Source organism: Treponema sp. R80B11-R83G3 (assembly GCF_054786115.1).
Genome location: NZ_BDHF01000478.1, coordinates 1 through 1,473, shown reverse-complemented (window position 1 = coordinate 1,473; position 1,473 = coordinate 1). Strand labels below are relative to the sequence as shown.

The following is a 1,473-nucleotide window of genomic DNA, read 5'->3' as shown; positions in this document are numbered from 1 at the left end:
TCACACAAAGGAATGATAAAAAGAAAACAAGGGAAATATGATATAACCTGAAGAAGAGGAATCGACAGGGGAAGGCTACAGTTCGCGCTAGTGAATGGTCTGAGAGACCGGCACAAAGAATGAAGAGCCGCAGCCGCAACATTCCATGGTCTGCGAGACCGAATAGAAGAATGGAACATATTTACCGAAAAGGGCCTTTGCCGAAAACTCAAGGGAGGAAAAGATGAACGCGTACGTGGGGGTAGATTTGCATAAGACGCAATTTACGGTTTGCGTGAGAGGTTTAGGGGAAGAGCAGTTTGCGCTGTACCCGACAACTGAGGAAGGTTATAAAGCCTTCCTGAAAAGAGCCGCAATTTGGCAGGGATGCGAAATTGAAGTGAAAGCGGCGGTGGAATCGACGGGAAACACGAGGCACTTCAAGAACCGGCTGGAAGAAGCCGGGGTAGGCGTGGAAGTAATAAACACGATGAAGTTCAAAGTGGTAAACGAGTCGGTGAAAAAGACGGACAGGCATGACGCGGCGACGATAGCGGAATTTCTGGAAAAGGACATGCTGCCGCATTCGCACTTGTGCAGCCGTGAGAGCGAGGAAATGAGGCGGCTGCTGAAGGCGCGCACGACCCTTGTCCGGGCGCAGGTGGTGATGAAGAACCAGATACACGCGCTTTTGACTGCGGAAGGATTTGAAGACGCAAAAGGGTCGCTGCAAAGCAAAAGAGGGCGCAAGCGGACGCTTGACGCCCTCAAACAGTGTAAAAACGGGCTCGCGGCCCAGACACTGATGGAAATAATAGACCGGCTTGAAGAGAATGTCAATTTGATAGAGAAGGAACTGAGGGAGCTGACAAAGGAAAACAAGGCTGTGGAGTTATTGAAGGGCATACCCGGGTGCGGGGAAGTATGCGCGTGGACGATAATCGCGTATACGGATGACGTCAAGAGGTTCGCGAGCGCGAAAAAATACGCGTCATACGCCGGGCTTGCGCCATGGGTGCAGAATTCAAATGAGACGGTTCATCATGGCAGGATAACCAAAAGGGGTCCTGAGCAATTAAGAACCGCGCTGGTGCAAGTGGTGATGGGAATGAGGCGGATGAAGAAAAAGACGTTGCGCTGGCGGCTGATGGAGAGGCATGAGATGATGAAGCGGAGCAAGGGTTCCGGAAAAACCATAATCGCGACCGCAAGAAAAATAGCGGTAATAATATGGAATATGTTAACAAAAGAAGCCGTTTTTGAGGAGGAAAGAATGACGGACAGGAAGCTTTTAGAAACGTCCGAATCAATGAAGAAATTAGCGCGGACAGACGAAGAAGTTCCAGTTAATGAAGCGGCAAGAAATACGGAGAAGACAAAACCGGCGGCGGTAAACCGCGTTGAAAAGGAAGTTATCAAAAAAACTGGCGTTGCCAGAAAAAGAAATGAAAAAGCGGGCTAAGGATCATTTTGGGGGTTGACTTTTTATAGAAG

At 49.4% G+C, this 1,473-nt stretch carries 1 protein-coding gene; it reads left to right on the top strand.

All coding sequences use genetic code 11. The features are described from left to right. Positions 1-223 precede the first annotated feature (223 nt). Entirely contained in the window at positions 224-1,441 is a 1,218-nt protein-coding gene (locus ACYVRH_RS14560; protein ID WP_461257581.1) for an IS110 family RNA-guided transposase, read from the top strand. Positions 1,442-1,473 lie beyond the last annotated feature (32 nt).